The sequence below is a fragment of the Diaphorobacter sp. J5-51 genome (assembly GCF_001023515.1).
Taxonomy (GTDB): domain Bacteria; phylum Pseudomonadota; class Gammaproteobacteria; order Burkholderiales; family Burkholderiaceae_C; genus Diaphorobacter; species Diaphorobacter nitroreducens.
In genome coordinates this window covers 1-345 of the sequence record NZ_JSYI01000129.1, presented here as the reverse complement: position 1 = coordinate 345, position 345 = coordinate 1, and the positions used below count along the sequence as shown (strand labels likewise).

General features: G+C 58.8%; 1 pseudogene. It reads right to left on the bottom strand.

The features are described from left to right. Positions 1 to 345 (bottom strand): annotated as a pseudogene (locus tag OX89_RS18870) (RNA-guided endonuclease TnpB family protein); the annotation flags it as partial.

Here is a 345-nt window from a genome sequence, read left to right as displayed (position 1 = left end):
CCGCTCGCAATTCGTGGTCGCCCAGGCCGTAGCTGTCCCACAGGCTGAAGCGCTGACCGGCAAACACGATTTGACCCGCCTTGTATTGCAAGGCACGCGCCTTGAACGGCACCCAGCCCAGGCTATATTTGCTGGACTGGGAGTTACTCACTCGCCAGCGCAGTTTGGCACGTTTGAACTGCTTGCGCGCCTTGGCGTAGTCCTCGCACACCTGTTGCACTGTTGGAGAGCCGATCTGCACACCGTCGCACTTGCTGAACCCATTGGTCAGCTTTTGCAGGTCGTAGCCAGAGAGCCATTGGCGACGTTCACGAATCGCCCGGTGGCTGATCTCGTTGCAGTAAT